Consider the following 24583-nt stretch of genomic DNA (forward strand, 5'->3'; position numbering starts at 1 on the left):
CGAAGGCCCGGCCCCCGCAGCGGGTGCGGGGGCCGGGCCGGGTGCCGTCAGGGCCTCAGGAGGTCAGCGCCTCCGGGCCTGCGGGGCGGTTCAGGCGGCGGTGCGACCGTGGCGGCCACGGCGGCGCAGGACGAAGACCGCGGCGCCACCGGCCAGGACCAGGCCACCGGCGACGGCGGCGAGGATCGGGGTCGAGTCACTGGCACCGGTCTGGGCCAGGCCACCGGTGCCCGGGGCGGAGCTGGTCGCGGCCGGGGTCGGGTGCGCGGCGGCGGCGGTGCTGGCACCGGCCGACGGGGTGCCGGCCTGGCTCGGGGTGCCACTCGGGGTGCCGGTCGGCGCGGTGCTCGGGGCGGTGCTCGGGGTGCCGCTCGCGGCCGGGGTCGACGGGCCGGAGGTCGGCGGGGTCACATCGGTCTTGCAGTCCAGGACGCCCTTGAACTCCTTGGCGAAGCCGTTCGGGCCGGTGACGTTGATGTCGTAGGCGGCCTTCTCGGCGACCGGGACGAGCACGTTCTCGGTCTTGCCCGGCTGGACGGTCAGCTGCTTGCCCGGCTTGACCGTGACGGTGGCGGCCTCGTCACCGCCGTTGGTGACGGTGACGCGCACGCCGTTGTTCTCGCACTCGACCTGGGCGGTGCTGTCGAGCAGCGCGCCCTGGCCCTGCTTCCAGGTGGCCTTGGCGCCGGCGGAGACGCTGAGCTTGCTGGAGCCGGCCAGGATCATGCTCTGGCTGTGCCGCTTCGGGTCGTAGCCCTCGCTGAGGAAGACCCGGCCGCTGGGCACGACGGTGTCGGCGGCGGCGGCGAGGGCGACGGAGCCGTCCGGGGTGCCGGCCGGCACGTCCAGGAACAGCTGGGTCTCCTTGATCGGACCGGTCAGGGTGGCGCCGACCGGCTTGCCGTCCTTGTCCACCACCTTGACCTTGTCGGCGGCGTCGCCGGTGACGGTGAGCTTCACCTCGGCGGCGCTGGACTTGAGGGTGAAGGGGCCGAGCTTGTTGCCGGACTTCCCGGAGACGGAGTCCGGGTTGAGGGTCAACGAGGGGTTGGGCTCGGCGGCGATGCCCTTGTTGGCGTCGCCGAGCAGGTAGTCGCGCAGCTTCTTGGCCTTGGCGTTGCGCGGGACGGCGTTCTTGTTGTCCGAGAACTTCCAGATCGCGGCCTGGGTGCCCGCGGCGGCGTCCTCGGCGGTCAGGCCGTCGACGCCGACGGTCTTGCCGAGCGCCGTCAGGTCCTTGACCTGCGGGTAGGAGTTCTCCAGGATCCAGCGGATCTTGGAGGCCGCCTCGACCTTGTTCTTGCCGCCGAGCGAGCTCGACTTCCAGTCCGACTCCTGGTACTTCGCGGCGCTGTCCAGGTAGACCGGGTTGTCGAAGTCGATGCAGTAGGTCTGGATCTCGCCGTTGGACGTCTTGAGGGTGAACAGGCCGCCGTCGACGGTCCCCTTGCCCTCGACGTCGATCTTCTCGCCCAACATCGTGTTCTGGAGGACGGCCTTGACGCCCGCACCCGGGGTGTCCGCCGCGGCCGCCGCACCGGCCGCGAACAGGCCCCCGCCCAACACCAGGCTGGTCGTGAGCATGACAGTGGTTATGCGGGGGAGACTCCGCGCCTGCCTCTGGAACATCTGGGATCCCTCCGGGCCGGGCCGCACCGATGGACAGCCCGCCGACTTGCCGTGCCGCGCGCGCCCCCTGTGGCGCTGCTGCGGGTATGAACCAGACGAATCCTATTGAGCCCCGCAGGCCTCGAAACCCCCATGCGAAATCAGGACGATTCCGTATCTGGATCGTTATCAACCCCCTCAGTTTCGACACAAGCTGACGAGCAGCCAGAATCCCCTCGCGACTTTTCGTTATCCGGGCGAGATTGCACGTACGGGAGCAACAACTGTCTCGATCAACATATTTGTCGACAGTTAAGGTCATCGACCCGTCAGATCAGCGCAGCCTGCTCGCCACCTCCCCGCTCCCCCTCGGCCACCCGGCCCCGCTCCCCCACCTCCGCCTCCGACGCCCCGTCCGACACCGGCCGCACCGGCGGCGGGGGCTCCGGCGGGCGCGGCGCCGAGGCCGCCGCCGAGGCCTTCCGCGCCTCCAGCGCGTCGGCGATCCACCCCGGCACCACCCCTGGGCCGGCCTGCGCCCCGGCCGGCCCCGCGGCACCCGACGGCTGCCCGCGCACCCCCGCCGCCCAGCGGAACGCCGAGGTACCACGGGTGAGGTCGTGTCCGACCGATCGGGCGTCGATCTCGGCCCCGGTGCGCTTCACCTCGCCGTCGGCCCACTCCCGCAGCCGCAGCCGACCGCACACCAGCACCGGGTCCCCCTTGGCGAGCGAACCGATCAGGTTGACCGCGAGGCCCCGCCAGGCCGTCACCGTCAGCCACTGCGTCTCGCCGTCCGCCCAGCACTCGCGCTGCCGGTCGTAGCGGCGCTCGGTGCAGCCGAGCCGGAACCTGGCCATCGGCACCCCGCTGCCCGTTTCGCCGTAGGTCACCTCCGTCGCGACAATGCCGACGATCGTCACCTGCATCTCGTTCACGGCGCACTCTCCGTTCTCGCCGATGCACCGTACGGAATCGACCGGTGCGCGTTGAGAGTGTGCTTCGCGGGAAATCCCCGCCAGGGAGTTCTGAAATCCTGTGGACAACTCGATGCCCCGGAAAACCGACGTCACTCGCAGGGGTGAATTTCGGCCTTTCGGCACCCCTTCGCGCCCATCTCATCGCGGCCATGACAACAAACCCGCTGCTCGTCACCCCCGACCGGCACGCCCCGGAACAGCGCCGGACGACCGTCCGCGCACGTCATCCGACCGGAGGAAGCCGAATACGGCCCCCCACCCGCGCCGGTGGCGACACATTCTCCGTGCCGAATCCATAACGGGTGGGGCGGCAGCCCCGTAACGACTGCACAACGTCCGGCTCGGAACACTCCCAGACCGCTGCACTCACGGCGTTCACCTGCGATTATCGGACCGCTCCACCGAACCGACACACCAACGGCGGTGTCGTCACACTCGGCCGAGGAACTGGGCACCCTTATCCTGTCCCCGACAGGGCGAGGGCCCACTACCCCCACCCCCACCCTCACGGTACGGGGCCGGAGACGCGCGCCCCCAGCGCTCGTCGCCCGACCCGGCCACGGTCACGCCCGCCCGGGCGCAGCCCGCCCCGCCCCCATAGCTCAGCGGATAGAGCACCCGCCTTCTAAGCGGTAGGTCGCAGGTTCGAATCCTGCTGGGGGCACCACCATGGCATTCCCGCAGGCCGTCAGGCCGGCGGCCGCATTGCCCGGCCACCGCGGGCTCCCGGAAATCCCGTCCGCACGCCGCCCGATTCCCCGCACCCACCGCAGCTAACCCGTGACTATCCGTGTCATGGCCACTGCGATAACCGGCCGATCCGGATGGCCGCCACTGCGGACCGGATGCGGGAGAAGACCCGGACAACCGGAATTCCGGGCGAATCACGCCCCGGGGACAATCCGCCCGGCCGGGAGCCGCTCGGTCGCGGACCCGATCGGCCGCTCAGCCGGCGGTGGCGAGCCCGGCCAGGTAGGCGTCCAGCAGGGCGGTCTGCCGCTCGGGCGGGAACTCCGCCGGGGCGAACAGCGCCTGCACCACCAGGCCGAGCGCGAAGGCCTGCGCGCCGGTCGCGAGCGCGGCGGCGTCGGCCCCGGCCGGGAGCTCCCCGAGCCGCTGGGCGTCCGCGACGTGCGCCGCGAGGGCCTCGCGCGAGCGGGCGTAACGACCCGCGTGCGCGGCCGCGAGCGCTGGGTCCGACAGGGCGACGTCCCAGGAGCCGACCCAGATCCGGTTGCCGGCCACCGCCGCGCCGTCCAGTGGCAGGACGTCGAGCAGCGCGGCCCGCAGTCGGGCCAGTCCGGGGGGTGGCGGCGGGGTGCCGTCGGCGGGGGCGGTGCGCCGGGGCCGGGAGCCGGAGCGCCGGTCGAGTTCGTCCAGCGCGTGGCTCAGCAGGGCCCGCTTGTTGGGGAAGTAGTGCGTCAACAGGCCGGTGGAGGCGCCCAGTTCGGTGGCCACGGCACGCAGGGTCAGCCCCTCGAAACCACGGCTGGAGAGCACCCGCCACACGCCCTCGGACACTTCCAGGCGGCGGGCGTCATGGTCTCCACGGGCCGGTGTCATGGGGATCATCGTACATACCAAACGTTTGTTATGTATGGTTCCCAGCACAGCGCGCGTCCCGTGAACGTGCATCCCGTGAACCCGTGAACCGTGTCCCGTGTCCCGTGAAAGGCCAGCCCATGTTTGCCGTACCGCTCGCCGAGAACGCCGAACTGCGCCCGCTGGAGCCGTGGCAGGCGGCCGAGTTCCTGGCCCACATCGACCGCGCCCGCGCCCACACCGACCCGTGGATCCCCTGGGCCACCCGCTCCACCGACCTCGACTCCGCCCGCGCCACCCTCCAGCGCTACGCCGACCAGCAGGCCGCCGACACCAGCCGGATCTACGGCATCTGGCGGGACGGCACGCTGGTCGGCGGCGTGATGTTCGTGAGCTTCAACGCCCAGAGCGGCGTCTGCGAGATCGGCGCCTGGACCGAGCCGGCCGGCGAGGGCGGCGGACTGATCACCGCCGCCGTCCGGCGGCTGCTCGACTACGCCTTCACCACCCGCGGCCTGCACCGCGCCGAGTGGTGGTGCTCCGCCGGCAACGCCCGCAGCCGGGCCGTCGCCGAGCGGATCGGCATGACCCTGGACGGCACCCTGCGCGAGTGGTACCCGCACAACGGGGTCCGCCACGACAAGCAGATCTGGTCGATCCTGGCCCCGGAGTGGACGCCCGGGGCCTGACCGGACGCGGCGGGGCCCGGTGGACACCCCCGTGTCCCACCGGACCCCGCCGCTCCCCGGGCCGTCGCCCCGGGCCCCGGGCCCTCAGGCCGCCAGCACCGGCGGCTCCGCCGCCGCCACCGTCCTGGGCACCCGCAGCGCGAGCAGCAGGACCAGCACCAGCAGACCGCCGGCCGACAGGAACACCACGTCGACCGCGTCCGTGAAGCTGCGCAGCGCGTGCTCGCGGGCCGCGCCGCCGAGCGTCCGGACGGCGCCGAGCGGCAGTCCGGGCTCGCCGTCCGCGAAGGCCCGGGCCAGCACGGTGCCGAAGAGCGCCGCGCCGAGCGCGCTGCCGAGGGTCTGGAAGAAGCGGATCCCGGTGGTCGCGACGCCGAGCTGGTGCCGGGGGACGGACTCCTGCACCACCGTGACCAGCTGGCCGATCAGCTGACCCATCCCGAAGCCCAGCAGGACGAGTTCGCCGCAGACCGCCCACAGCCCGGTGGTCGGGCCGCTGAGGCCGAGCAGGAGCAGGGCGATCGCCGCACAGCCCGCACCGGCCACCAGGAAGGTGCGCTCCGCGTGGCCGCGGGCGGTGAGCCGGCCGGCCAGCAGGCCGACCGCCGTCATCCCGCCCGCCATCGGGGTCAGATAGAGGCTGGCCGAGGTGGGGTCGATGCCGCGGGCGATCTGCAGGTAGAGCATCACGTAGACGATCGAGCCGGTCAGGGCCATCCCGACCAGGCCCTGGATCGCGAAGCCGAGGCGCACCACGCTGATCCGGAACAGCGACAGCGGCAGCACCGGCTCGGCGGCGGTGGCCTGGCGCCACACGAAGAGGCCGAGCGCGGCCAGGGTGGCGGCGACGAGCCCGAGGATCACCGGGGAGGTCCAGGCGTGGTCCTTGCCGCCCCACTCGGTGACCAGCAGCAGCCCGGTCGCGAAGGCGGCGGCGAGGGCGGCACCGAGGAAGTCCAGGCTGCGGCGGCCGACGGCCGGCGGCAGCTTGATCACCAGGGCGGTGCCGACCAGGACGAGCAGGCCGAGCGGCAGGTTGACGTAGAAGATCCAGCGCCAGCTGAGGTGGTCGGTGAGCAGCGCCCCGATCAGCGGGCCGACCGCCATGCCGATGCCCGCGACGACCCCGCCCATCGCGCCGCCCTTGCCGCTGCCGCGCTCGGCCGGGTCCTTGAGGTGGGCGACGACCACCATGGTGACGCTCATCAGCCCGCCGCCGCCGATGCCCTGGACGGCCCGGAAGGCGATCAGCTGGCCCATCGACTGCGCGAACCCGCAGAGCGCCGAGCCGACCAGGAAGGTGGCGACCGCGCCGAGCAGCACGCGCTTGGCGCCGTACAGGTCGCAGAGCTTGCCGTAGAGCGGCAGCAGCGCGGTCGCGGCGAGGGCGAACGAGCTGACCAGCCAGGGCAGTCGGTCGACGCCGTGGACGGGGTCGAGCTCCCGGACGATCGGCACGGTGGCCGCGGACACGATGTTCATGTCGAGCACGGCCAGCACGATCGTGACCAGGCAGAGCAGCATGCCCAGGTTGCGCTGGGCCGGTGTCATCAGGGCAGCGGGTGCCATCGGTAAGTCCCCCCAGGGTCGGTGGAGTTCGGGCCGGGCCGGTGCGGCCGGCGGCACGTCCTCACCATGGCAGTTTTTTTATACCTGGTCAATTCTTAAGCTGAGCTCAATCTTCATCCTGGTCGATCTTTGATCCTGGTACAGTCGAACCATGGCGACGCACACCGGCTTCAGCCCCGACGACGACCGCGACCTCGACGCCCTTCCACTGCGCGAGCGCAAGAAGATCCAGACCGGCATCCGGATCTGGCGCACCGCCATCGGGCTGTTCGCCGAGCGGGACTTCGACCAGGTCTCGGTGGCCGAGATCGCGGCCGCCGCCGAGGTGTCCAAGATGACCGTCTTCAACTACTTCCCCACCAAGGAAGACCTGGTCATGGCCCCCATGGAGCAGCACCTCGACGAGCCGGCCCGGGTGGTCCGCGAGCGCGCCCCCGGCGTCTCGGCAGTGGCGGCGATGCGCGAGCAGTACCTCGCCGCACTGGAGCAGTACGACCCGGCCACCGGGCTGAGCGACGAACCGCTCGTGCTCGACGTGGTCCGGCTGATCCACCGCACCCCGGCCCTGGCGGTGCGCGCCACCGCCGGCTTCGGCCGACACGCGCAGGGCCTGCTGACCACCGAACTCCTCGCCCAGGACCCGGCCCACGACGAGCTCACCGCACAGATCGCCGCCGCCCAACTGCTCGCCGCCCGACTGGCCCTGACCACCGAGAACCAGCGCCGGATACTGGCCGGCGAACGCGCCGCGGCCGCCCTGCCCGCCGCCCTCGACCGGGCCGCGCGCGCCTTCGCCCTGGTCGAGGGCGGCCTCGGCGACTACTGCGCCGTCGCCTCCTGAGAGAGTGGGCGCACCACGACCGCCCGGAGGTGCGCATGGACCAGCCGCTGCTCACGCGGGACCGCTCCGCCCTGCCCGCCCACGCCGAGGGCCTGCACGCGTACGTCGGCGAGGACGGCGTCGCCGTCCTGGAGTTCGCCCGACCGCACCGGCGCAACGCGGTGACCCTGGAGATCTGGCAGGCGCTGCCGAAGGTGCTACTGCGCCTCGCCGAGCAGCCGGGGGTGCGCGCCCTGCTGGTCACCGGCGCCGGCGGCACCTTCAGCGCGGGCGCGGACATCGCCGAACTCGCCGAGGTGTACGGCGATCCGGAGCGCGCGGACGCCTACCACGCGGTCAACGTCGCCGCCGAGGAGGCGCTGGCGGCCTTCCCGCACCCGACCGTCGCCGTGGTGCAGGGCGCCTGCGTGGGCGGCGGCTGCCAGCTGGCCGTCGCGTGCGACCTGCGGTTCGTCGCCGAGGACGCCCGGCTGGGGATCACCCCGGCCAAGCTCGGCGTGGTCTACCCGGCGGTACCGACCGTACGGCTGGCCCGGCTGGTCGGCCCGGCCCGCGCCAAGTACCTGCTGTTCTCCGGCGAGTTGGTGACGGGCCGCGACGCGCTGCCGCTGGGCCTGGCGGAGCGTGTCCTGCCGGGCGCCGAACTGGACGCCGCCGCGCTGGAGTTCGCCCGACTGCTGACCCGGCGTTCGGCCCAGACCATCGGCGCGGTGAAGGCCGCGCTGGCCGTCCCGGCGGAGCGGGCGGCGCAGGCGCTGGCGCCCTGGGAGCGCCGCTCCCGGGAGACCTCGGACGTGCCCGAGGGGCTGGCCGCGTTCCTGGAGGGCCGTCCGGCGCGGTTCTGACCGGGGCCGGGCCCGAGGTCCGGGGCCCGTCCGCGCGGACGGGCTCGCGTACGATCATCCGATTGACGCCGGGCCGCCCCGACGCCCCCGTCCTGCCTCCCGCCCGACGCCCCGACGCCCCGCCCCGACGCCCCCTTCACGCCGACCCCTTCGCGCACCCGGAGCACACACCCCGATGACGACCGAGGCCACGACCGCCCCCACCAGCCGGACGATCTGGGCCCGCCGGGTCACCGACGGCGTCGAGCCGAAGAACGTCATCATCGCGATGCTCCCGCTGATGGGCGTCGTCCGCTACGGCTGGACGGGCCTCGGCTGGGCGGCCTTCGCGGCCCTGTTCGCGGCCGTCATCCCGACCATGTTCATCCAGCGCGGCATCCGCAAGGGCACCCTGGAGGACCGCCACGTCGGCCACCGGCAGCGCCGGCTGACCGTCATCCCGTTCATCATGGGCTCGGTCGCGACCAGCTTCGCCGTGATGCTCTGGCTGGACGCCCCGGCCGACCTGACCGCGATGGTGCTGGCGATGTTCGCCTCGCTGGTCCCGATCCTGGTGATCACCGTCTGGTGGAAGGTCTCCGTGCACACCGCCGTCGCCGCCGGCGCGGTGGTCTGCCTCGGGATCGCGCTCGGCCCGCTGTGGCTGCTGCTCGCCCCGCTGGTCGCGGCGATCGGCTGGTCCCGGGTGGTGCTGCGGGACCACACCACCGCGCAGACCATCGTCGGCGCGGCGGTGGGCGCGCTCACCGCCGGACTCGCCTTCTGGGCGGCCCGGTAGCCCAGTCGGCCACCAACCCGGTGACTCGGCGGACTCAGCGGATCGGCATCCCCGAGATCGCCCGCGCGATCACCAGCCGCTGGATCTCGCTGGTCCCCTCGAAGATCGAGTAGATCGCGCTGTCCCGGTGCATCCGCTCCACCGGGTACTCCCGGGTGAAGCCGTTGCCGCCGAGGATCTGCATCGCCTGCGCGGTGACCCACTTGGCCGTCTCGCCCGCGTACAGCTTGGACATCGAGCCCTCGGCCGCGGTGAACGGCTGGTTGTTGGCGGCCATCCAGGAGGCCCGCCACACCAGCAGGCGGGAGGCGTCGATCCGGGTCTTCATGTCGGCGAGCTGGAAGGCCACGCCCTGGTTGTCGATGATCGGGCGGCCGAACTGCTCGCGGGTCCTCGCATAGTCCAGCGCCACCTCGTACGCGGCCCGGGCGATGCCGATCGCCTGCGCGCCGACGGCCGGCCGGGAGGCCTCGAAGGTGGCCATCGCCGCGTTGCCCCTGCCCCCCGGGCGCTTGACCCCCTCGCGGGCGCGGGCCAGCCGCTCGTCCAGCTTCTCCTTGCCGCCGAGCAGGCAGCTGCCGGGCACCCGGGCGTCGTCCAGCACCACCTCCGCGGTGTGCGAGGCACGGATGCCGTGCTTCTTGAACTTCTGGCCCTGGCTCAGTCCGGGGGTGCCCGGCGGGACGACGAAGGAGGCCTGGCCCTTCGCCCCCAGCTCCGGGTCGACGGTGGCGACGACGACGTGGACGGCGGCTATCCCACCGTTGGTGGCCCAGGTCTTGGTGCCGTTGAGCACCCACTCGTCCTTGGCCCCGTCGTACACCGCCCGGGTGCGCAGCGCGGAGACGTCGGAGCCGGCGTCGGGCTCGGAGGAGCAGAACGCGGCCACCTTGAGGTCGTCCGGGGTGCCGAACATCTGCGGGGTCCAGGTGCCGATCTGCTCGTCGGTGCCGTTGGCGAGCACCGCGACGGCGGCCAGCGTGGTGCCGACGATGGACAGCCCGATGCCCGCGTCGCCCCAGAACAGCTCCTCCATGGCGATCGGGATGCCGACGCCGGAGGGGTCGAAGTACTGCTGGGCGTAGAAGTCCAGCGAGTAGATGCCCAGCTTGGCGGCCTCCTGGATGATCGGCCATGGGGTCTCCTCGCGCTCGTCCCACTCGGCCGCGGCGGGGCGGACGACGTCGGCGGCGAAGCCGTGCAGCCAGTCGCGTACGGCGAGCTGGTCCGCGCCCGGGTCCAGCGAGAACGTGCTGCTCATGGTGCTTGCCTCCGAAGAAGGGGTACGGCCGACCAGGGGGGTTACCTCGGGTAACATCGTCGGAGTCTGCTACTGATTGGTAACTGGTGTCAACGCCCGGTCAGACCCCGACCCCGAGGAGCAGCACATGTCCCGAGAGCCCCGCCGTGAGCAGCTGCTCAACGCCGCCGACCGGGTCATCCAGCGGGACGGTCCGACCGCCAGCATGAACGCCATCGCCGCCGAGGCCGGCATCACCAAACCGATCCTCTACCGCCACTTCGGCGACCGGAACGGCCTGATCACCGCCCTCACCGAGCGCCACACCAGCGGCCTGCTGGCCGCCGTCCGGGCCGCCCTCGCCGAACCGCTGGAGCGCCGCGACCGGGTCGAACACGTCCTGGACACCTACCTGGCCGGGATCGAGGCCCGCCCGCAGGTCTACCGGCTGCTCACCCACCCCGAACCGGGCGACCCGAGCGGCGCCGGCACCGCGCTCGCCCCCGCGCTGCGGCAGATCGCCGCGGAGATCACCCGGGCCGTGCAGAGCCAGGTCGACCTCGGCGCCGACCGCGAGCTGCTCGCCGAGGCCTGGGGTCGGGGCATCACCGGCATGGTGCTGGCGGCCGGCGACTGGTGGCTGGAGACCAGACCCTGCTCACGCACCCGCATGGTGCAGGCGCTCGCCGACCTGCTCTGGGGCCGCCTGGCCGCCGCCGCGGACCGGCCCACCCCCGCCACCCCGGCCCCGGCCCCGGACGCCGACTGAACTGCCCTTCCGCGCAAGGCCCTTGTGCGACACCCGGCACCGCGGGCATCATCGGGCCCCCACCCCCGCGCCGTACGAGGTCCCGATGCGCCTGCGCCGCACCGCCGCCGCCCTGCTGCTCGCCGCCGCCACGGCCCTCACCGCGGCCCCCGCCACCCCCGCCGCCGCGCACACCGGCCCGCCCGCGCGGTTCCCCGCCGCGACGGCCACCGGCCCCGACGGCCGCACCGCCTTCACCGACCCCCAGGGCCGCCGCCTCCACCTGCGCGGCTTCAACCTCGACAAGTACGCCGAGACCACCGAGGCCGACCTCAAGTCCCTGGCCGCGCAGGGCTTCACCCTGATCCGGGTCGCGGTCTCCTGGAACAGGCTGGAGCCCGTCCGCGGCCGCCTCGACCAGGCCGAACTGCACCGGCTGCGCCGACTCCTCGGCTGGGCCGACCGGTACGGCCTGCTCGCCCTGATCGACCTGCACCAGGACGTCTACGGGCCGGCGTTCGGCGGCGGCGACCGCGGCATCCCGCGCTGGGCCACCCGGGACGACGGCCTGCCGTTCACCCCCGACCCGAACGACTGGTTCGCCGGCTACTTCCAGCCCGCCGTCCAGGCCGCCTTCCGCCACCTCTACGACGACCCCGACCTGCGCGCCTGGCAGGCCGACTTCTACACCCGGCTCGCCCTCGAACTGCGCGGCCACCCCTCACTGCTGGGCTACGACCTGTTCAACGAGCCGTTCGGCCCCGTGGACGGCGACCCGACCGACCCGGCCGTGCTCGCCGCCGCCTCCGCCGCCCTCGAACAGGGCCGGCTCGCCGACATGTACCGCCGCCTGATCGCCGCCGTGCGCCTGGTCGACCACCGCGCCTGGCTGTTCGTCGAACCCACCGTCCTGGTCGGCCAGGGCGTGCCCACCCGGCTGCCCGGCTTCGACGACCCGCGCCCCGGCCCGCCCCGGCTCGGCTACGCACCGCACTTCTACGACACCGCGGTCGAGAACGGCGCCGACTGGGGCCAGGCCGACGGCTTCGTCGAGCGATACACCGCCGCGATCACCGCCTACCCCGCCGCCCACCGCCTGCCCGTCCTGGTCACCGAATGGGGCCCGCCCGACTCCCGCAGACCCGGCAACACCCTGCTCGTCCGCCGCCAGGTCGCCGCGATGGACGGCTTCGCCGAGGGCTGGACCATGTGGTACTGGTGCCGCGGCACCGGCGGCTACTGCGCGCTCGACCCGTCCGGGCGCCCCGCCCCCGGCGACGAGCCCGCCTTCGGCCCGTACCCGGCGGCCGTCGCCGGGACGGACGTGCGCACCGGCGCCACCATCGTCCGCTGGAGCGCCGACGGCACCCGGCACGACAGCGAACTCGTCCTGCCCCCGGCGGCGTTCCCGCACGGCGCCGAGGTCACCGCCACCCCCGCCGCCGCCCGCGTCGACGTCGAACAGCCGGCCGGCGGGCGGGCCGGCACCGTCCGGATCCGCCTCCCGCACGCCCGCCCGGGCACCCCGGTGACGGTCACGGTCACACCGCGCTGACCGCCACCGGGGCCACCCGGGAAACGGCTAGACCAGGCCCCGCCGCGCCAGCAGCGGACCGGTCTCCGGCGCCCGGCCGACCACCGCGCGGAAGGACTCCAGCGGGTCCCGGCCGTAGCCGCGCGCCAGCAGCTCGCGCCGGAACAGCTCGCCGCTCTCCCGCACCGCGCGCCCGTTGCCCTCGAACCACTGCACGGTGTCGGCGTCCAGCACCTCCGACCAGATGTACGCGTAGTACCCGGCGCTGTAGCCGCTGGCGAAGACGTGCTGGAAGTACGCCGTCCGGTAGCGCGGCGGGATCGCCGGCACCGCGATCCCGGCCTCCGCCAGCGCCCGTGCCTCGAACTCCTCGGCGTCCGCGATCTCCCGGCCCTGCGGCACCGTGTGCCAGGCCCAGTCCAGCAGCGTCGCCGCGAGGTACTCCACCGTCCGGAAGCCCTCCCCGAAGCCCTCGGCCGCCACCATCCGCTCGACCAGCTCGGCCGGCAGCGGCTCCCCGGTCACGTGGTGGCGCGCGTAGTTGGCCAGCACCTCCGGCCGGACCATCCACATCTCGTTGACCTGCGAGGGGAACTCGACGAAGTCCCGGGGCACCGAGGTGCCCGCGAACAGCGGGTACCGCACGTCCGAGAACAGCCCGTGCAGCGCGTGCCCGAACTCGTGGAAGAGCGTGCGCACCTCGTCCCAGGCCAGCAGCACCGGCTCGCCCGGCGCCGGGCGGGCGATGTTCAGGTTGTTGACCACCACCGGCCGCCGGCCGGTCAGCCCCGACTGGCTCACCAGCTCGTCCATCCAGGCACCGCCGCGCTTGGACGCCCGGGCGTGGAAGTCGCCGATGAACAGGCCCAGCGAACGGCCGTCCTCCTCGAACACCTCGAAGACCCGCGCGTCCGGGTGGTGGGCCGTCAGGTCCGGCCGCTCGGTGAAGGTCAGCCCGTACGCCAGCCCCGCCGCGAAGAACACGCCGTCCCGGAGCACCCGCTCCAACTCGAAGTACGGGCGCAGCACCGCCGCGTCCACCTGGTAGGAGCTCTGCCGGACCTTCTCCGAGTAGTACGCCCAGTCGTGCGCGGCGATCTCCTCGATCCCGTCCGCCGCCGCCGGCTTGGCCAGCTCGGCGGCCTCCCGGCGGGCATTGGCCACCGCCGGACCCACCAGCCGGGCCAGCAGCCCGGACACCGCCTCCACCGTGCCCGCGGTCTCGTCCTCCACCACGTACGCGGCGTGGCTCGGGTGCCCCAGCAGCGCGGCCCGCTCGGCGCGCAGCCCGGCCATCCGGATCGCCAGCGGGCCGTTGTCCGCCAGGCCCCGGTCGAGCGAAGCCTTCAGCAGCCGCTCGCGCACCGACCGGTCGGTCAGCCGGGCCAGTTCGGGCTGACCGGAGGTGCTCTTCAGGGACAGTACGAACCGGCCCTCGTACCCGAGCACCCGGGCGTTCTCCGCAGCGGCGGCGACCTCGTCCGCCGACAGCCCGTCCAGCTCCTCGGCGGCGTCCACGACCAGCGCGGCGGCCTTGGTGGCGGCGTTCACGTTCTGCTGGAACGTCGTGCCGAGCGCGGCGAGTTCGGCGTTCAGCTCGCGCAGCCGGGCCTGCTCGGCCTCGCCCAGCCGGGCGCCGGAGCGGACGAAACGGGTGTGCCGGGTCTCCAGCAGCCGCAGCGACTCCGGGTCCAGGCCCAGCTCGGCGCGGCGCCTGTACAGCTCCTCGATCCGCGCGAACAGGGCGCGGTCCAGGTGGATCGCGTCGTGGTGCGCGGCCAGCAGCGGGCTCACCGCGGTCTCCACCTCGTCGACCGGCTCGCTGGTGTCCGAGGACGACTGGTTGCGGAACACCGCGTCCACCCGGCGCAGCAGCTCCCCGGAACGCTCCAGGGCGACCAGCGTGTTGTCCGGCGTCGGCGGCCGCGGATCCGCGGTGATCGCCGCGATCTCGGCCAGCTGCTCCGCCATCCCGCGCTCGTACGCGGGCAGGAAGTGCTCCGGCCGGATCTCGGCGAAGGGCGGCAGTTCGTAGACCAGGGGGCTGGGCTTGAGGAACGGGTTCTCGGTCATTTCGCCGACCATACGCGGTGTCACCCACCCTGCCTATGCGCCCCCGCCCCCGTTGTCGTACCCACCCGTTAACGTCGAGCCCGGACACCCGAACGACCGCACACCCGTGCCCGTACCCGCACGCCAGAACAGCGCGCCGGAGAGGAGACGCCCCCGTGGCACCCAGGACGGCCCTCGCCCCCGACCCGCACGGCCCCGGCGGCCGGCTCCAGCCGCTCGACGACGCCGGCACCCCGCTCGGCCCGCCCGAGAAGGTCCCCGACCTCGCCGCCGCCGTCGCCGCCCGGGAGGCCGCAGAGCACCCTCGCTGGGTGTGGGCCGCCACCGACAGCGCCTACGCGCCGCTGCTGCCCCGGCTGCCCGACCGGCTCGGCCGCTGCCACGACCTGCGCCTGGTCGAGGCCCTGCTGCTGGCGCACGAGGGCCGGTTCGGCGCGCCGCGCTCGCTCGGCGCCGCCTGGTCCCGGCTGCGCGGCCTGCCCGTCCCGGACGACCTGCCCGAGCCCGGCTCCGCCGAGGCCGACGACGGGCAGGACACCCTGTTCGCGCCCGACCGGCTGCAACTGCCGCCCGGCGCCGACGCGCTGACCGCCGTCGTCGCCGTCCACGCCGAGCAGCAGCGCCGGATCGCCGCGATCGCCGACCCGGCCGCCCGGCACCGGTTCCGGCTGCTGGTCGCCGCCGAGTCCGCCGGCGCGCTGGTCGCCGCCGAGATGGCGCACGACGGGCTGCCCTGGCGCGCCGACGTCCACGACCAGCTGCTCACCGAACTCCTCGGCCCCCGCCCGACCGTCCCCGGCGCCCAGCCGAGACTGCTCGCCGACCTCGCCGCCGAACTCCAACGGGCCCTCGGCGGGCGTCCGTTCAACCCCGACTCGCACACCCAGGTGCTGCGCGCCTTCGCCGAGCACGGCATCCAGCTCGGCTCCACCCGCTCCTGGGAGCTCAAGGGCGTCGACCACCCGGCCGCCGCGCTGCTGATCCGCTACAAGGAGCTGTCCCGGATCCACGCCGCGCACGGCTGGGCCTGGCAGGACGCCTGGGCCCGCGGCGGCCGGTTCCGGCCCGAGTACGTGGTCGGCGGCGTGGTCTCCGGGCGCTGGGCCAGCCGCGGCGGCGGAGCGCTGCAGATCCCGCGCATCCTGCGCCGCGCCGTCGTCGCCGACCCGGGCTGGCTGCTGGTCGTCGCCGACGCCGCCCAACTGGAGCCCCGGGTGCTCGCCGCCCTCTCCCAGGACGCCGGGCTGGCCCGCACCGCCGCCGGCGGCGACCTGTACGAAGCGCTGGCCGCCAACGCCTTCCAGGGCGACCGCGACAAGGCCAAGCTCGGCCTGCTCGGCGCCATGTACGGGCAGACCAGCGGCGACATCGGCCCGCTGCTGAACACCCTGCGCCACCGCTACCCCGCCGCGATGGGCTACGTGGAGGCCGCCGCCCGCACCGGCGAGGACGGCGGGGTGGTCGCCTCCCGGCTGGGCCGGGTCTGCCCGCCCGCCTCCGCCGAGTTCCTCGACCTCACCGAGGCCACCGACACGGCCGGCGAGGCCGGCGGCCGGCAGGCCCGCGCCCGCGGCCGCTTCACCCGCAACTTCGTCATCCAGGCCAGCGCCGCCGACTGGGCACTCGCCCTGCTCGCCGCCCTGCGCCGCCGGCTGGGCGAGCTTCCGGTGGCCGGCCCGGCGGAGCGCCCGCACCTGGTGTTCTTCCAGCACGACGAGGTGATCGTGCACACCCCGGCCAACCTCGCCGACGAGGTGGCCGCCGTGGTCGCCGAGGCGGCCGACGAGGCCCGCCGCCTGGTGTTCGGCGACACCCCGGTCCGCTTCCCGCTCACCACGGCGGTGGTGGACTGCTACGCCGACGCCAAGTAGCCGCCCCGGCGTCACGGCGGCGACCTCGGCGCCGCGACCTCGGCGCTGTGGCCTCACAGCTGTGGCCTCGCCCCGACAACTCAGCACGACGACCTCACAGCTGCGGCTTCCCAGCCGCGGTCTCACAGCTTCCGGAACGAGCGGGCCTCCTCGGCCGCCGCGACCACCTCCGCCAGCGCCGCCCCGGTCGAGGCGGTGACGGCGGCCGCCACCGCGCCCTCCACGAACGGCGCGTCCACCAGCCGCACGCCCGGGCGCGGCTCGTCCTCCAGCACCGCGACGGCGGTGAGCACCGAGCTGCCGAGGTCCGGCAGCACGACCACGCCCGCCCCGCCGTCCGCCTCGGCGACGGCCCGCGCGATCAGGTCGTAGCTGGTGCCGAGCCCGCCGTCCTCCGTCCCCGCCGCGCACACCACCCGCACGCCGCCCGAGGCGAGTTCGGCGAGCAGCTCGCGCAGCCCGGAGGCCAGTCGGGCGCTGTGCGAGACCAGGACGATACCCACGTGTTCGCTCATGCGACCGACCCTACGACCGACCCCGCGGCCGACGCCGCTACTCCGGGAGAGTGACTCGAATCCCGCGTGTCGCACCCCGTGCCCGTCACCCCCGTCTGGCGTAGCGTCGGGGCAGCAGCGTCCACGGCTGACGACCGGCACAAGGGAGCGAAGAGCGTTGAAGAAGCTGATCAACACCCCGGAGAGCGTCCTGGAGGACGCGTTGGCCGGAGTCGCCGCCGCCCACCCCGAGCTGACGGTGGACATCCCCAACCGGGTGATCACCCGGGCCGCCCGCCCGGCCGGGCCCAAGGTCGCGGTGATCTCCGGCGGCGGCTCCGGCCACGAGCCGCTGCACGGCGGCTTCGTCGGCCCCGACATGCTGGACGCCGCCTGTCCCGGCGAGGTCTTCACCTCCCCGGTGCCGGACCAGATGCTGGCCGCCGCCAAGGCCGTGGAGAGCGGCGCCGGCGTCGTCTTCATCGTGAAGAACTACACCGGCGACGTGATGAACTTCGAGCTCGCCGCCGAACTCGCCGCCGAGGAGGGCCTGGCGGTCCGCACCGTCCTGGTCGATGACGACGTCGCGGTCGAGGACTCCACCTGGACGGCCGGTCGCCGCGGCACCGGGGCGACCGTCCTGGTCGAGAAGGCCACCGGAGCGCTGGCCGAACGCGGCGCCCCGCTCGACGAGGTGGCCGCCCTGGGCGAACGGGTCAACGCCGCCTCCCGCTCCTTCGCCATCGCGCTCACCGCGGCCACCACCCCGGCCGCCGGCAAGCCCGGCTTCGACCTGCCCGAGGACGAGATCGAGGTCGGCGTCGGCATCCACGGCGAGCCCGGCCGCCGCCGCGAGAAGCTGCGCCCGGCCCGCGCGCTGGCCGCCGAGGTGGTCGACACCGTCCTCGCCGACCACCACCTGGCCCCGGGCGACGAGGTGATCGCCCTGCTCAACGGCCTCGGCGCGACCCCCCTGCTGGAGCTGTACATCGCCTACGGCGAGGTCGCCGCCCGGCTCGCCGAGCGCGGCATCACGGTGGCCCGCAGCCTGGTCGGCAACTACGTCACCAGTCTGGACATGGCGGGCTTCTCGCTCACCCTCACCAAGGCCGACCCGCAACTGCTGGAGCTGTGGGACGCGCCCGTCGACACCCCCGCCCTCAAGCGGGCCTGAGCCGGGAGACGCCATGGACTTCGACACCCCCCTCGCCGAGGCCTGGATCCGCGCGATCGCCGCGGCCGTCGAGAAGGAGCAGGACCGGCTCACCGAGCTGGACTCGGTGATCGGCGACGGCGACCACGGCAGCAACCTCCGGCGCGGCTTCTCCGCCGCCCTGGCCGCCCTCGACGGCCTCCAGCCGGCCGGCCCGGGCGCCGTGCTCACCAAGGTGGGCAGCACGCTGATCTCCAAGGTCGGCGGCGCCTCCGGCCCGCTCTACGGCAAGGCCTTCCGCGCCATCGGCGCCGCCCTGCCCGATCCCGCCCCGCCAGGCTCCGCCGAACCCGTCGGCCCGGCCACCGTCGCCGAGGCACTGGCGGCCGGCCTGGACGCCGTCCGCGCCCTCGGCAAGGCCGTGCCCGGGGACAAGACCATCGTCGACGCCTACACCCCGGCCGTCGCCGCCTTCCGCTCCGCGGCCGGCGCCGGGGCCGCCCTCCCCGAGGCGGCGTCGGCGGCCGCCGACGCCGCCGACCAAGGCGCCCGCGACACCATCCCCCTCCAGGCCCGCAAGGGGCGCGCCTCCTACCTCGGCGAGCGCAGCATCGGCCACCAGGACCCGGGCGCCACCTCCACCGCCCTGCTCTTCCGCGCCCTCGCCGACGTCACCGCGTCCTGAGACGCCGTCCTCTCTCTCCTCGCGCGGACGCCCGCGCGAGGAGAGAGTCCTCTGACCCTCGGCCGTCCGGCCCTCAGCCGTCCGTCCTGGCGATCAGCAGCAGCAGGGCGTCGTCCCGCAGTTCCCCGCCCGTGTGCGCGAGCAGGTCCGCGTACACCCGCCCCACCGCCGCCTCCAGATCCCCCTCCGACCGCGTGGCGCCCCGCACCAGCGGCCCGACCCGCTCCGCCAGCGGGTAGAACTCCCCGCTCTTGCGGTGCCGCGCCTCGACCACCCCGTCCGTGCAGAGCACCAGGACGTCCTCCGCCCCGAACGGCTGGTCCCAGCTGGCCGGTTCGCCGGTCGCCAGCCGTCCGAGGCCGAGCGGCACCCAGGGGTCGGGGGCGTCCAGCACGTGCGCCCGCCCGTCGCCGTCGACCCGGATCGGCGGGACGTGCCCGTACTGCAGCAGTTCCATCACCCCGGGCGTGCGGAACTCCGCGAACAGCGCGGTGGTGAACTCCCCGTCCGGGACGTGCCGCTCGACGCTGGCCTCGATCCGCGCCGCGACGCCCCGCAGCCCGGCCTCGTCGTACGCGGCCTCCCGGAACGCGCCCAGCACCACGGCCGCGGTCTGCACGGCGGAGAGCCCCTTGCCCCGGACGTCCCCGACCGCGACCCGGGTGCCGTGCGGTGTCTCCAGCACCGAGTACAGGTCCCCGCCGATCCGTGAGGCGTCGGCGGCCGACACGTACCGGACGGCCAGCCGCAGCGGCCCGACGGCCGGGCCGGGCAGCCGCAGCAGGGCCCGTTGGGCGGCCTCGGCGACGGAGCTGACGGCCGCGAAGGCCGCCGCGCGCCGCATCCGGATCTTGGCGACCCAGGCGGAGAAGACCGTCAGCACGACGTAGCTGACCATCGCACCGTAGAGGAAGCGTGCGTCGTTGATGTTGTCGACCTGGTCGTAGTGGCTGAGCCCGAAGACGGCGAGCAGGCCGAGCGCGCAGACGGCGAGCAGTTCGCCCGGCCTGAGGGTGAGCGCGGCGGCGGCCGGGACGACGGTCATCAACGGTGCCAGGTAGCGGTCCTTGCCGGAGAGGAGGTCAGCGAGTGCGACCAGGAGCACGGCGAGCAGCGCCGGGCTGGCGCGCCGCCAGAACGGCACGTCCTGGAGGTCGGCGGCCAGCAGGGCGCCACGCCGCCGGTCCGGCGGCAGCCCGGCGGCGCTGGGGGCCGAGGGGGACTGGGCGCGGCGAGTCGGAAACACATACCGAACATAAAGGACGTTCGCGGCGCCCACCCGCCCGCCTACCGCGTTTCCGTCCACCGCGTCCGTCGGCCCGCCGCACGAGCGCCCCGATCGCCCCCAAATGCCCTATTTGTCATACAGTTCGACCAAAGCGGCTACCCCGAGGAGGCCCCGTCCGGTGTCCGGCTACCGCAACACCCCCCGCATCTCCGACGCCCCGGCCCGCACGACGGCCACGTCCGACCACTGGCTGAAGGTCTTCGCCGTCGGCCTGCTGCTCTGGGGCGCCACCGTCGTCGTCACGTTCCTCACCGGGAACAGCAACCTCGTCCCGACGATCGTGCTGCTCGGCAGCTTCCTGGTCCCGGCCACCCTGGTGATCTGGGCCTACGAGCGCTACGCCGGCGACCTCGGCCCGGACCGGATCTTCGTCTGCTTCGGCATCGGCGGCATCATCGGCGTCCTGGGCGCCTCGGTGCTGGAGAGCTACCTGGTCTCGCCCTCGGCCTGGATGTACGTCACCGTCGGCCTGATCGAGGAGGCGGCCAAGCTGGCCGCCCTGGTCATGGTGAGCCGCCGGCTGCGGGTCAGCGGGCTGCGGCACGGGCTGGTGCTCGGCGCCACCGTCGGCGCGGGGTTCGCCGCGTTCGAGAGCGCCGGGTACGCGTTCAACGCCGTGCTGAGCATCCAGGGGCTTTCGCTCGAGGACCTGGTCGAGACGGAGATCCTGCGCGGGGTGCTCGCACCGGTCGGCCACATCCTGTGGACGGCGATCATCGGCGGGGTGCTGTTCAGCGAGCGCCGCGGCGGGCGGTTCCGCTTCACCACCCCGGTCGTCGTCACCTACCTGGGCGTATCGCTGCTGCACGCGCTCTGGGACAGCACGAGCGGCATCGCCGTCTGGCTGGTCGCCAAGACCACCGCGAGCTCCTGGCAGCGCGCACTGTTCGAGCTCGGCCACATGCCCCACCCCGACAGTGAGCAGGTGCACCTGTACACCCTCTACGACACGGCCGGGCTGCTCGTGGTCTCCTTGGGCGGGCTGCTCTGGCTGCGGCTGCTGATCCGGCGCGAGCGCGCGCCGATCCCGGCCCAGCTCCCGGCTTCCCCGGCCTGAGGCGATCCGGCACATACGCCCGACCGGCGCGCGCCCGTGACGCGTGCCACGTCACCCACCCCTCCCGGAAATACCCCTGAGGGGTATGGTGTTGTCAGAGTAGAGCCCGGGCCGACGCCCGGGGCGCCACACCTCCCGGAGGCCCGGATGTCCAGCACCACCACCTACACCGTGACCGGCATGAGCTGCGGCCACTGCGAGAAGGCGATCAGCGAGGAGCTCTCCGCCCTCACCGGCGTCACCGAGGTCGCCGCCGACTCCGGGGCCGGCACCGTGACGGTCTCCTCCCTCGCCCCGCTGGACGACGAGCAGGTCCGCAGCGCCGTCGACGAGGCCGGCTACGAACTGGTCGGCCGCAGCGCCTAGGCCTCCCTGCACGCCCGTACGGCGGGGCCCGGGCAGCGGACCCCGCCGTACGCCCCCACCGAGGAGCTGCCGAGGAGCCGATCCGCATGAGCGAGCGAAGCGAACTGGTCACCACCGCCCCCGGCGTCCAGGGCACCCCCGGGATCCGGGACCGGGTCGAGCTGTCGATCGGCGGCATGACCTGCGCCTCCTGCGCGACCCGGATCGAGAAGAAGCTCAACCGGATGGACGGCGTCGAAGCCACCGTCAACCTCGCCACCGAGAAGGCCCGGGTCGACTACGGCCCCGGGGTGACGGTCGAGGACCTGATCGCCACCGTCGAGCGCACCGGCTACACCGCCGAGCTCCCGCCGCCCCCGGCCCCCGCCCTCCCGACCGGCGCCGACGCCGGCAGCGCTGCCGGTACCGGTACCGACACCGCCGACCCGCTGTACGACCGACTGCTGATCAGCGCCGTCCTCAGCGTCCCGGTGGTCATGCTGTCGATGATCCCGGCCCTCCAGTTCGCCAACTGGCAGTGGCTCGCCTTCGCCCTCACCGGCCCGGTCGTGGTCTACGGCGGCCTGCCGTTCCACCGCGCCGCCTGGACCAACCTCAGGCACGGCGCCGCGACCATGGACACCCTGGTCTCGCTCGGCACCCTGGCCGCCTTCGGCTGGTCGTTCTGGGCACTGTTCTGGGGCCACGCGGGCCTGCCCGGCATGCACCACGACTTCTCGCTGGCGATCGGCGACACCGACGCCTCGTCCACCCTCTACCTGGAGACGGCCGCCGCCGTCACCGTGCTGATCCTGCTCGGCCGCCACCTGGAGGCCCGCTCCAAGCGCCGGGCCGGGGCCGCCCTGCACGCCCTGCTCGACCTCGGCGCGAAGGACGTCACCGTGCTGCGCGGCGGGGCCGAGGTCCGGATCCCGGTCGGCGGCCTGGCCGTGGGCGACCGGTTCGTGGTCCGGCCGGGCGAGAAGATCGCCACCGACGGCACGGTGGTCGAGGGCGGATCGGCGGTGGACGCCTCGATGCTCACCGGCGAGTCCGTACCGGTCGAGGTCGGCGTCGGCGACCAGGTCACCGGCGCCACCGTCAACGCCGGCGGCCGGCTGGTCGTCGAGGCCACCCGGATCGGCGCGGACACCCAGCTGTCCCGGATGGCCCGGCTGGTCGAAGAGGCCCAGAACGGCAAGGCCGCCGCCCAGCGCCTCGCCGACCGGATCTCCGCCGTCTTCGTCCCGGTCGTCATCCTGCTCGCGCTCGCCACCCTGGTCGGCTGGCTCCTGGCCTCCGACAGCCCCACCGAGGCGTTCACCGCCGCCGTGGCCGTGCTGATCATCGCCTGCCCGTGCGCCCTGGGCCTGGCCACCCCGACCGCGCTCATGGTCGGCACCGGCCGCGGCGCCCAGCTGGGCATCCTGATCAAGGGCCCCGAGGTACTGGAGACCACCCGCAAGGTCGACACCGTCGTCCTGGACAAGACCGGCACCGTCACCACCGGCCGGATGACCCTGCTCGCCGTACACACCGCCGAGGGCGTCGACGAGACCGAGGCGCTACGCCTGGCCGGCGCCCTGGAGCACGCCTCCGAGCACCCGATCGCCGCCGCCATCGCCACGGCTGCCGCCGAGCGGACCGGCGCGCTGCCGCCGGTCGAGGACTTCCGCAACCTCCCCGGGAGGGGCGTGCAGGGCGTCGTCGAGGGCCGGGCGGTGGTGGCCGGGCGTGAGGCCCTGCTCGCCGACCGGGCCCAACACCTGCCGCCCGTCCTGGCCCGCGCCAAGGCCGCGGCCGAGGCGGCCGGGCGGACCGCGATCGCGGTGGGCTGGGACGGCGAGGCCCGGGCCGTCCTGGAGGTCGCGGACGCGGTCAAGCCGACCAGCGCCGAGGCGATCGCCCGGCTGCGCGCGCTGGGCCTGCGTCCGGTGCTGCTGACCGGCGACAACCGGGCGGTCGCCGAGGCCGTCGCGGCCGAGGTCGGCATCGCCCCCGCGGACGTGGTCGCCGAGGTCCTGCCCGAGGACAAGGTCGCCACCGTCAAGCGGCTCCAGGCCGAGGGCAGGGTCGTGGCGATGGTCGGCGACGGCGTCAACGACGCGGCCGCCCTCGCCCAGGCCGACCTGGGCCTGGCGATGGGCACCGGCACCGACGCCGCGATCGAGGCCGGCGACCTCACCCTGGTCCGCGGCGACCTGCGTTCGGCGGCCGACGCCATCCGGCTCTCCCGCCGCACGCTCGGCACCATCAAGGGCAATCTGTGCTGGGCCTTCGGCTACAACGTGGCAGCGATCCCGCTGGCCGCCGCCGGGCTGCTCAACCCGATGATCGCCGGTGCCGCGATGGCCTTCTCCTCGGTCTTCGTGGTCACCAACAGCCTGCGCCTGCGCCGCTTCCAGCCCGCCTGACCCGCCCGCGCGACGCGGAAGGGGCCGGACCGCCCGGTCCGGCCCCTTCCGCGCGTCAACGCGTCACGGCGTCACGGCGTCACGGCGTCACCGCGCCGGCTCGTCAGCGCCCGAGCAGCTCGCCGCCATTGCAGTGCAGGATCTCGCCGGTGATGAACCCGGCCTCGGGCGAGGCCAGGAAGTGGACCGCGGCCGCGACCTCACCGGTCTCCCCGATCCGGCCCAGCAGGGTGCGGGCCGCCCGGCGGGAGACCTCGGCCTCGTCCAGCCGGGGGCCGAAGAACTCGGTGCCGGCCACCGTCCCGGGCGCCACGATGTTGGCGGTGATCCCGGAGGTGCCCAACTGGGCGGCCAGGAAGTGGTTCCAGGCGTGCAGCGAGGCCTTCGCCGCGCCGAACGAGCCGGCCCCGCGCAGGGCGGCGATCGAGCTGATGGTGACCACCCGGCCGGCGCCGGGGGTGAGCCGGTCCCGGATCGACTCGGTGAGCAGCACCACGGTCAGCACGTTGCGCTCGAAGTCGCCGCGCCAGCGGGCCAGCAGGGCGTGCGGCCCGGCGCCGATCACGGTCTCCCGGCTGCCGGCGTTGTTGACCAGGACGTCGATCCGCTCGGGCAGTTCGGCGAGCGCGGCCTCGACGGCATCGGGGTCGGCGAGGTCGCACACCAGCGGGGTGACGTTCGGCCCGAGGTCCGCCGCGGCCTTCTCCAGGACCGCGCGGCGGCGGCCCACGATCACGACCCGTTCGCCCGCCTCGGCGAACCGCCGCGCGACTTCGTACCCGATTCCCGTGCCACCGCCGGTGACAACGACGTTCCTGGCCATCTGCGC

At 74.1% G+C, this 24583-nt stretch carries 21 protein-coding genes and 1 tRNA gene; 13 read left to right on the plus strand and 9 right to left on the minus strand.

The features are described 5' to 3' along the window. Positions 1–90: 90 nt before the first annotated feature. Both ACIQVZ_RS06660 and ACIQVZ_RS06665 read right to left on the minus strand, forming a co-directional pair. Entirely contained in the window at positions 91–1584 is a 1494-nt protein-coding gene (locus ACIQVZ_RS06660; protein WP_402447675.1) for a Cys-Gln thioester bond-forming surface protein, read from the minus strand. A gap of 353 nt (positions 1585–1937) precedes the next feature. Continuing rightward, complete coding sequence (locus ACIQVZ_RS06665) at positions 1938–2537, minus strand: single-stranded DNA-binding protein (RefSeq protein ID WP_402447716.1); 600 nt, start codon at positions 2535–2537, stop codon at positions 1938–1940. Between the two features lie 642 nt (positions 2538–3179). On the opposite strand from ACIQVZ_RS06665, the gene ACIQVZ_RS06670 reads away from it, so the two are divergent. Beyond that, a tRNA-Arg gene (locus ACIQVZ_RS06670) sits at positions 3180–3255 on the plus strand. Positions 3256–3533: 278 nt separating this feature from the next. Here the strand turns inward: ACIQVZ_RS06670 and ACIQVZ_RS06675 are convergent. Continuing rightward, entirely contained in the window at positions 3534–4151 is a 618-nt protein-coding gene (locus ACIQVZ_RS06675; RefSeq protein ID WP_402447677.1) for a TetR/AcrR family transcriptional regulator, read from the minus strand. Between the two features lie 119 nt (positions 4152–4270). On the opposite strand from ACIQVZ_RS06675, the gene ACIQVZ_RS06680 reads away from it, so the two are divergent. After that, on the plus strand, positions 4271–4819 hold the full coding sequence (locus ACIQVZ_RS06680; protein WP_402447679.1) for a GNAT family N-acetyltransferase: 549 nt from the start codon (positions 4271–4273) through the stop codon (positions 4817–4819). An 84-nt stretch (positions 4820–4903) separates the two neighbouring features. Here the strand turns inward: ACIQVZ_RS06680 and ACIQVZ_RS06685 are convergent, their stop codons facing one another. After that, complete coding sequence (locus ACIQVZ_RS06685; RefSeq protein WP_402447681.1) at positions 4904–6388, minus strand: MFS transporter; 1485 nt, start codon at positions 6386–6388, stop codon at positions 4904–4906. A gap of 151 nt (positions 6389–6539) precedes the next feature. Here ACIQVZ_RS06685 and ACIQVZ_RS06690 point away from each other — a divergent pair, with 151 nt between their 5' ends. The 3 genes from ACIQVZ_RS06690 to ACIQVZ_RS06700 all read left to right on the plus strand — a co-directional run bounded on the left by ACIQVZ_RS06690 (position 6540) and on the right by ACIQVZ_RS06700 (position 8852). Continuing rightward, positions 6540–7229 (plus strand): TetR/AcrR family transcriptional regulator, encoded by a 690-nt coding sequence (locus ACIQVZ_RS06690; RefSeq protein WP_402447683.1) that lies wholly within the window; start codon positions 6540–6542, stop codon positions 7227–7229. A 35-nt stretch (positions 7230–7264) separates the two neighbouring features. After that, on the plus strand, positions 7265–8074 hold the full coding sequence (locus ACIQVZ_RS06695) for an enoyl-CoA hydratase/isomerase family protein (RefSeq protein WP_079135891.1): 810 nt from the start codon (positions 7265–7267) through the stop codon (positions 8072–8074). A gap of 175 nt (positions 8075–8249) precedes the next feature. Further along, a complete protein-coding gene (locus tag ACIQVZ_RS06700; protein WP_402447685.1) occupies positions 8250–8852 on the plus strand; it encodes a hypothetical protein in 603 nt (200 codons plus the stop codon). 34 nt (positions 8853–8886) lie between these two features. Here ACIQVZ_RS06700 and ACIQVZ_RS06705 read toward each other — a convergent pair whose 3' ends face one another. Further along, positions 8887–10113: an acyl-CoA dehydrogenase family protein gene (locus tag ACIQVZ_RS06705; RefSeq protein WP_402447687.1), complete on the minus strand. Its 1227-nt coding sequence runs from the start codon at positions 10111–10113 to the stop codon at positions 8887–8889. A gap of 127 nt (positions 10114–10240) precedes the next feature. Between ACIQVZ_RS06705 and ACIQVZ_RS06710 the strand changes: the two genes are divergently transcribed. Together ACIQVZ_RS06710 and ACIQVZ_RS06715 are read left to right on the plus strand one after the other, a co-directional pair. Further along, complete coding sequence (locus ACIQVZ_RS06710) at positions 10241–10861, plus strand: TetR family transcriptional regulator (RefSeq protein ID WP_402447688.1); 621 nt, start codon at positions 10241–10243, stop codon at positions 10859–10861. Positions 10862–10946: 85 nt separating this feature from the next. Then, positions 10947–12395, plus strand: coding sequence for a cellulase family glycosylhydrolase (locus tag ACIQVZ_RS06715; protein ID WP_402447690.1), 1449 nt, complete (start codon positions 10947–10949; stop codon positions 12393–12395). 27 nt (positions 12396–12422) lie between these two features. Here ACIQVZ_RS06715 and ACIQVZ_RS06720 read toward each other — a convergent pair whose 3' ends face one another. Next, on the minus strand, positions 12423–14447 hold the full coding sequence (locus ACIQVZ_RS06720) for a M3 family metallopeptidase (protein ID WP_402447691.1): 2025 nt from the start codon (positions 14445–14447) through the stop codon (positions 12423–12425). Positions 14448–14602: 155 nt separating this feature from the next. Between ACIQVZ_RS06720 and ACIQVZ_RS06725 the strand changes: the two genes are divergently transcribed. Beyond that, the gene (locus ACIQVZ_RS06725) at positions 14603–16318 is read left to right on the plus strand and encodes a bifunctional 3'-5' exonuclease/DNA polymerase (protein WP_402447693.1); all 1716 of its coding nucleotides are present in this window, start codon (positions 14603–14605) and stop codon (positions 16316–16318) included. Between the two features lie 122 nt (positions 16319–16440). Here ACIQVZ_RS06725 and dhaM read toward each other — a convergent pair whose 3' ends face one another. Then, positions 16441–16833, minus strand: a complete 393-nt coding sequence (dhaM, locus tag ACIQVZ_RS06730; protein WP_402447695.1) for a dihydroxyacetone kinase phosphoryl donor subunit DhaM — start codon at positions 16831–16833, stop codon at positions 16441–16443. A gap of 157 nt (positions 16834–16990) precedes the next feature. On the opposite strand from dhaM, the gene dhaK reads away from it, so the two are divergent. Together dhaK and dhaL are read left to right on the plus strand one after the other, a co-directional pair. Then, the gene (dhaK, locus tag ACIQVZ_RS06735; RefSeq protein WP_402447697.1) at positions 16991–17986 is read left to right on the plus strand and encodes a dihydroxyacetone kinase subunit DhaK; all 996 of its coding nucleotides are present in this window, start codon (positions 16991–16993) and stop codon (positions 17984–17986) included. 13 nt (positions 17987–17999) lie between these two features. Further along, entirely contained in the window at positions 18000–18650 is a 651-nt protein-coding gene (gene dhaL, locus ACIQVZ_RS06740) for a dihydroxyacetone kinase subunit DhaL (protein WP_402447698.1), read from the plus strand. Positions 18651–18723: 73 nt separating this feature from the next. Here the strand turns inward: dhaL and ACIQVZ_RS06745 are convergent, their stop codons facing one another. Next, the gene (locus ACIQVZ_RS06745) at positions 18724–19896 is read right to left on the minus strand and encodes a PP2C family protein-serine/threonine phosphatase (RefSeq protein ID WP_350885427.1); all 1173 of its coding nucleotides are present in this window, start codon (positions 19894–19896) and stop codon (positions 18724–18726) included. A 160-nt stretch (positions 19897–20056) separates the two neighbouring features. On the opposite strand from ACIQVZ_RS06745, the gene ACIQVZ_RS06750 reads away from it, so the two are divergent. From ACIQVZ_RS06750 to ACIQVZ_RS06760, 3 genes are all read left to right on the plus strand, one after another. Next, a complete protein-coding gene (locus ACIQVZ_RS06750) occupies positions 20057–20995 on the plus strand; it encodes a PrsW family intramembrane metalloprotease (RefSeq protein ID WP_402447700.1) in 939 nt (312 codons plus the stop codon). Between the two features lie 36 nt (positions 20996–21031). Continuing rightward, positions 21032–21361, plus strand: coding sequence for a heavy-metal-associated domain-containing protein (locus ACIQVZ_RS06755; RefSeq protein WP_402447702.1), 330 nt, complete (start codon positions 21032–21034; stop codon positions 21359–21361). Between the two features lie 176 nt (positions 21362–21537). Then, positions 21538–23754 (plus strand): heavy metal translocating P-type ATPase, encoded by a 2217-nt coding sequence (locus tag ACIQVZ_RS06760; RefSeq protein WP_402447718.1) that lies wholly within the window; start codon positions 21538–21540, stop codon positions 23752–23754. Between the two features lie 103 nt (positions 23755–23857). Here ACIQVZ_RS06760 and ACIQVZ_RS06765 read toward each other — a convergent pair whose 3' ends face one another. Continuing rightward, on the minus strand, positions 23858–24577 hold the full coding sequence (locus ACIQVZ_RS06765; RefSeq protein ID WP_350885419.1) for an SDR family oxidoreductase: 720 nt from the start codon (positions 24575–24577) through the stop codon (positions 23858–23860). Positions 24578–24583 lie beyond the last annotated feature (6 nt).

Source organism: Kitasatospora sp. NPDC098663, assembly GCF_044760075.1.
Taxonomy (GTDB): domain Bacteria; phylum Actinomycetota; class Actinomycetes; order Streptomycetales; family Streptomycetaceae; genus Kitasatospora.